The sequence below is a fragment of the Holdemanella hominis genome (assembly GCF_014306155.1).
In the GTDB taxonomy this organism is placed as follows: Bacteria; Bacillota_I; Bacilli_A; order Erysipelotrichales; family Erysipelotrichaceae; genus Holdemanella; species Holdemanella hominis.
In genome coordinates this window covers 1-5,835 of record NZ_JACRWH010000081.1, presented here as the reverse complement: position 1 = coordinate 5,835, position 5,835 = coordinate 1, and the positions used below count along the sequence as shown (strand labels likewise).

General features: G+C 33.1%; 6 protein-coding genes. All 6 read right to left on the bottom strand.

The features are described from left to right. Window positions 1–217 precede the first annotated feature (217 nt). From rfbD to rfbA, 6 genes are read right to left on the bottom strand one after another with little or no spacing between them, the layout of a single operon-like run. Window positions 218–1,129: a dTDP-4-dehydrorhamnose reductase gene (gene rfbD, locus H8911_RS11585; RefSeq protein ID WP_186999766.1), complete on the bottom strand. Its 912-nt coding sequence runs from the start codon at window positions 1,127–1,129 to the stop codon at window positions 218–220. Further along, window positions 1,126–2,271: a glycosyltransferase gene (locus H8911_RS11580; protein WP_186999765.1), complete on the bottom strand. Its 1,146-nt coding sequence runs from the start codon at window positions 2,269–2,271 to the stop codon at window positions 1,126–1,128. Before H8911_RS11580 ends, rfbD begins: the two co-directional genes overlap by 4 nt. Before the next feature lies 1 nt (window position 2,272). Then, entirely contained in the window at window positions 2,273–3,127 is an 855-nt protein-coding gene (locus H8911_RS11575) for a beta-1,6-N-acetylglucosaminyltransferase (protein ID WP_186999764.1), read from the bottom strand. A 5-nt stretch (window positions 3,128–3,132) separates the two neighbouring features. Continuing rightward, window positions 3,133–4,167, bottom strand: coding sequence for a dTDP-glucose 4,6-dehydratase (gene rfbB / locus H8911_RS11570; protein WP_117571150.1), 1,035 nt, complete (start codon window positions 4,165–4,167; stop codon window positions 3,133–3,135). 4 nt (window positions 4,168–4,171) lie between these two features. After that, window positions 4,172–4,744 (bottom strand): dTDP-4-dehydrorhamnose 3,5-epimerase, encoded by a 573-nt coding sequence (gene rfbC, locus H8911_RS11565; protein WP_117924449.1) that lies wholly within the window; start codon window positions 4,742–4,744, stop codon window positions 4,172–4,174. Between the two features lie 14 nt (window positions 4,745–4,758). Next, a complete protein-coding gene (gene rfbA / locus H8911_RS11560) occupies window positions 4,759–5,637 on the bottom strand; it encodes a glucose-1-phosphate thymidylyltransferase RfbA (protein ID WP_186999763.1) in 879 nt (292 codons plus the stop codon). Window positions 5,638–5,835 lie beyond the last annotated feature (198 nt).

The window sequence follows — 5,835 nt, the reverse complement described above, 5'->3', positions numbered from 1 at the left end:
CCTAAATTTAATCCAATATTCACATTTTCAAAGATCAATTTAAAACTAACTAAAAAATCTAGTCGTTTTATATTTTCAAACTTTTTCATAAAAAATACTTGAATTTTATATAGTTAGCTCCCTAGGTCCTATTTTATACCGATAGTGGAAGCGTTACAATTATCAAACGTTACTAATCCAATCAATGAAAAATAAAAGCTCAATATACATATGTATATTAAGCAAGTTCTTTTAAATATCTGGCTAGTGCATCCTGCCAAGTAGGTAATGGTTTAAATCCATTTTCTACAAGTTTAGATTTATCTAAACGAGAATTAAATGGACGAGCCGCCTTTGATAAACCATATTCTTCTGTTGTTACAGGATTTACTTTTGTAGTATATCCAGCTTGTTTAAAGATTTCACACGCAAAATCATACCAGCTAATATATCCGCCTTCATTTGTTGCATGATAATAGCCATATTTATCGGTTTCAAACATATCAACTAATAATCGTGCTAAATCAAATGTATAGGTTGGCGTACCAATTTGATCATTTACAACTCGTAATGTATCAAATTTTTTCCCCACATTTAACATCGTTTTAATGAAGTTATTTCCATTCTTTCCAAATACCCACGCAATACGAACAATGAAATATTTAGATAACGCATTTGAAACAGCTAGTTCTCCACCTAGCTTAGTCTGACCATATACATTCAATGGCTTATAATCTTTACAATCCGGTTGCCAAGGCTTAGTTCCTTTTCCATCAAATACATAGTCTGTAGAAATATAAACCATCTTCGCATCTACTTCTTTACATGCATTCGCAATATTTTGTGTACCATCCACATTAATAGCTTTAACCTTAGCCTGTTTATCTTCATCTTCGGCCAAGTCTACAGCCGTCCATGCTGCACAGTGTACAACTACATCTGGATTAACACATTTAATTGTATTCATTACAGCTTCTGAATTTGTGATATCCAAAGATACATATTCAGCCGTAGTTACATAAGAACCATCTTGTATTCCACTATAGCTTTCTGCTAAGTCTGTACCTACTCCAACATATCCTCTAGAAGCCAATTCATTCATTACATCATGACCTAATTGTCCAGCCACACCTGTCACAAAAACTTTCATTCTAATTCTCCTTCAAATCTTTTCAATAATTCAATCCATCTCTTATATGCATTTTCTTTACTAAACTCGTCAAAGTTTTTAAGTGCATTTTTTGAAATGTTTATTAACAATTCTTTATCATTCATTAATTCAACCGTTCGATCCACAATATCTTCAACCGTGTTTTCTACAAAACCATCTTCTTCATCATGAATCACTTCAAAGACTCCATCGCCCCAGTTTGTTGAAATGGTAGGTACACCTTTTGCCTTAGCTTCAATAATTGTCATACTCATTCCTTCAAAATCTGAGGTAAGCCATAATAAAGAATAGTTATCGAAAATATTTTTATCATTGCAAAAGCCGCATAAATGAACATTTTCACTTAAGGCATTATCTTCAATTAATCTTGCAATATCATCTACTAAAACCCCTGTACCATACATATCGAGAGTAAAATCAGGAATCTGTTTCTTCAATTGCTTTGCACACTCAATCATTTTCGGAAGATTCTTTTCTTTTCCAAATCGTCCCATATAGATAATTTTATGTTTTCTTATCTTTTCACCAATACTTACCGTATCATTGAAAAGTTCTTTATTAATAAAGTTATAAGAATATGTAGAGTTAAAATATTTACTTGCCTTTTCCATATCAGACTTTGTTCTAAAAACAGTGATGTATGGTTTTGACATCAATTTACTTTGAAGTCTTCCTAATTTATTAGTTCCCCAAAAATACTCAAACTTTGTATGTATTTCCAATATAAATCGATTCTTTGAACTCATGAACATTCCTGCTGCAGGAGAAGACACGATAATAATATCATCTGAAGAGAACATATTTCTCATTTTAATACGTGATATGGGTATATAACAGAAATAACATAACAATTTAAATAACTCTTTCAACAATAAAAGCAACTTAAAACTTTTCAAACTATCTGATATAATTTCCATCCTAGGAAAGAAATCGTGTTTTGAAACATTTACGATTTCACAATCCGAAAACATATCATGTCTAGTAAGATTAGAATTAATGATACTAATAACCTTAATTGTATAGTCATCTTTTAATAATTGTATTAATGATGCATATGCTGAGACAAGTCCACCAGCTTCATTTGAATGTAATTTATCAAAAACAATATAGATGTTTTTCATTTTAACCCCTATCTAATACTTTACTAATTACTTGTCTATCTTTATTCATATCAAATTTACGTGCAAACATATATTGTCCATTCATAAAACACTCCATATCCTCAACACCTAATGTTTTTGGACTGGCATTCAAACCTTCAAAGACAATGTATCTTGAATTATATTTTAATACTTTATCTTTATACTTTGAATTCATCAAGAGTACTTGAAAGAAATGTTCATCTGGGCATGCCGTATATTTAAATTTAGAACAGTAATCATTCTCATTAATGTACGATAAGATATATTTCATACAATCATAAGTAATACTAAACCATGAAGAACCTTTATACAATTCAAAGCCTTTAAAATTTTTTCTTCGAATAAAAGGCATTTGAATTAAACGAAGAACTATGTCAGTCAATCGATACAATTTTTTTCGATTATTTGGATTTTCTCTAAAGAAAGAATATTGTGTTAATCTCCATTTATAGCTATCTATATCGTTTACTTCTACAAATTGTTTACCTATACCCTTACTTTCAATATACGCATCCATTTGTGCATGTGACATTAAAGGTAAATCCTGTCCACTTATAAAATGAATATAATCATACTTTCTTTTAGTCGATTCAACCAATTCTAACAATTTAAGCGTTGCTTGAACTTGACTAAAACCAGACCAGTTTACACTCACTCTATCGGAAACCAAGAATACATTGGGATTGCTTTTATACGTTTCTTTTAGATTTTGGTATAAAGCTTCTTGTTTTTTATCAACATGAATATAAACATCTCCAAAATGAAGAGCAGTTACTAAGACTTGTAACTGCTCCATATTTGTATGCACGCTCATTATAAAAGCATGTCTTAACATAAAGATTATTCCTTAGCTCTTCCTTTTTCTACATACATCTTTTCAAAATAGTTTTGGTATTCACCACTAATGATGTTTTCCCACCATTCTTTATTGTCTAAATACCATTGGATTGTCATTGGAATACCTGTATCAAATGTATATTTTGGTTTCCATCCAAGTTCTGTTTCCAACTTCGTAGGATCAATCGCATAACGCATGTCATGACCTTTTCTATCTGTTACATACGTAATTAAGCTTTCAGGTTTGTTTAATGCATGTAATACAGTCTTAACAACTTCTAAGTTTGTTCTTTCGTTATGACCACCAACATTATAAACTTCACCAACACGTCCCTTACGAACAATTAAATCAATAGCTACACAGTGATCATATACATGCAACCAGTCGCGTACGTTTTCACCTGTTCCATATACTGGAATTGTTTCATCATTTAATGCACGAGAAATAATTAATGGAATTAATTTTTCTGGGAAATGATAAGGACCATAGTTATTTGAACAACGACTAATTGTTACTGGTAAACCATACGTTCTGTGGTATGCAAGAACAAATAAGTCAGCACTTGCCTTCGCACTCGAATAAGGACTTGAAGTGTGAAGTGGAGTGTTTTCAGTAAAGAACAAGTCAGGACGGTCTAATGGTAAATCACCATATACTTCGTCAGTAGATACTTGGTGATATCTTTGAATACCATACTTAACACAAGCATCTAATAATGTTGTTGTACCCATTACATTTGTCTTTACAAAGATTTCAGGATCTTCAATACTACGGTCAACATGACTTTCAGCCGCAAAGTTAACTACGACATCAAATTTTTCTTTTTCAAACAAATCCATGATAAATTCACGATCGGCAATATCACCCTTGATAAACTTATAGTTAGGCTTATCTTCTACAGGCTTACAAGTCTCTAAGTTACCTGCATACGTCAATTTATCCAAGTTTACAATCATATCCTCAGGATATTTATTTACCATATAATGTACAAAGTTTCCACCAATGAAACCAGCACCACCCGTTACTAAAATTTTCATTCTTTTATTCTCCTTCATATACAAATTGATTATTCGATTCCTCTAAAGTAGGACCAATCTGATCTTTTTCGCTCAATACAGGCTCAATACCATTTAACAATGAACCCCAATCCACATTACAAGTCGGATCATCATAACGCATACCACCCTCAGATTCCTTGTTGTATACATTATCGACTTTATATCTAAATTCAACATTATCCGTTAAAGTTAAGAATCCATGCGCAAATCCCTGAGGAATAAAGAACTGTCTATGATTCTCTTCACTCAACTCAACACTTACCCATTGACCAAATGTAGGACTTCCCTTACGAATATCCACAGCCACATCAATCACTGTACCCTTCGTACAAGAAACCAATTTACTCTGTGCATAAGGCGGATTTTGCCAGTGCAAACCACGAAGCGTACCCTTTTGAGCACTAAAAGACATATTATCCTGTACAAAATCAACTGTGATACCCATCTTCTCATATTTAGGCTTTGAATACGTCTCCGTAAAATACCCTCTATGATCACCAAATACATCCGTATCAATAATCAATACGCCAGGAATCTTTGTTTCCGTTACCTTCATCGCTATACCCCCAATTACTTAATATACTTACGATCCATGATCTTCTTCAAATAAGCACCATACTGATTCTTCTTATAAATTTCATAAGTAGATGCCAATTCATCATCACCAATCCAACCATTGTCATACGCAATCTCTTCAAGACACGCAATCTTACGATGCTGGTGTTCCTCAATCGTCTTCACAAAATTTGTCGCATCCACTAAAGACTCATGCGTACCCGTATCCAACCAAGTGAATCCATCACCAAGTAAAGTGACATTCAATTCACCATTCTCTAAATAAATACGGTTCAAATCTGTGATTTCCAATTCACCACGAGCACTCGGCTTTAAATTCTTCGCATACTCAACCACTTTATTATCGTAGAAATATAATCCTGTCACCGCATAATTTGACTTAGGACAAGTTGGCTTTTCCTCTAAACTAATCGCCTTACCCTCAGAATCAAATTCTACAACACCAAATCTTTCAGGATCCTCTACATAATAACCAAATACGGTAGCCCCAACTTCATTTTCTGCAGCCGCACGAAGACGCTTTGTCAAACCATGACCATGGAAAATATTATCACCCAAAATCATCGCACAACTATCATTCCCAATAAACTCCTCACCCAAGATAAACGCTTGAGCAAGTCCATCTGGACTCGGTTGAACCTTATAAGAAAGCTCAATACCAAACTGATGACCATCCCCCAATAACTCTTGAAAACGAGGTGTATCGTCAGGAGTTGAAATAATTAAAATCTCACGAATCCCAGCCTGCATTAAAATAGACATAGGATAATAAATCATTGGCTTGTCATAAATAGGAAGTAATTGCTTACTAGTTACCTTAGTTAAAGGATACAAACGAGTACCACTACCACCAGCTAAAATAATACCTTTCATAATAGACCTCCATAATTAAATCAATTATATCACACATATAAAATAAACCCTAACGCAACGTTAGGGTCAAGCTCTTTTCGAATATATAAAACTAGATAGGGACAAATCAACCTTTAAAAGCCATAGGGATTTTAGCTCTGAGAAAGAGATATCCTTTAAACACTTTTAGGGTGAATTTCTCTATCTTTTTTGTTACAG

Coding starts and splice junctions, on each gene's coding strand:
- rfbD (WP_186999766.1), bottom strand. CDS start 1,129: ATGAAAGTTTTTGTGACAGGTGTGGCTGGACAATTAGGTCATGATGTA.
- rfbA (WP_186999763.1), bottom strand. CDS start 5,637: ATGAAAGGTATTATTTTAGCTGGTGGTAGTGGTACTCGTTTGTATCCT.
- rfbC (WP_117924449.1), bottom strand. CDS start 4,744: ATGAAGGTAACGGAAACAAAGATTCCTGGCGTATTGATTATTGATACG.
- rfbB (WP_117571150.1), bottom strand. CDS start 4,167: ATGAAAATTTTAGTAACGGGTGGTGCTGGTTTCATTGGTGGAAACTTT.
- H8911_RS11580 (WP_186999765.1), bottom strand. CDS start 2,271: ATGAAAAACATCTATATTGTTTTTGATAAATTACATTCAAATGAAGCT.
- H8911_RS11575 (WP_186999764.1), bottom strand. CDS start 3,127: ATGTTAAGACATGCTTTTATAATGAGCGTGCATACAAATATGGAGCAG.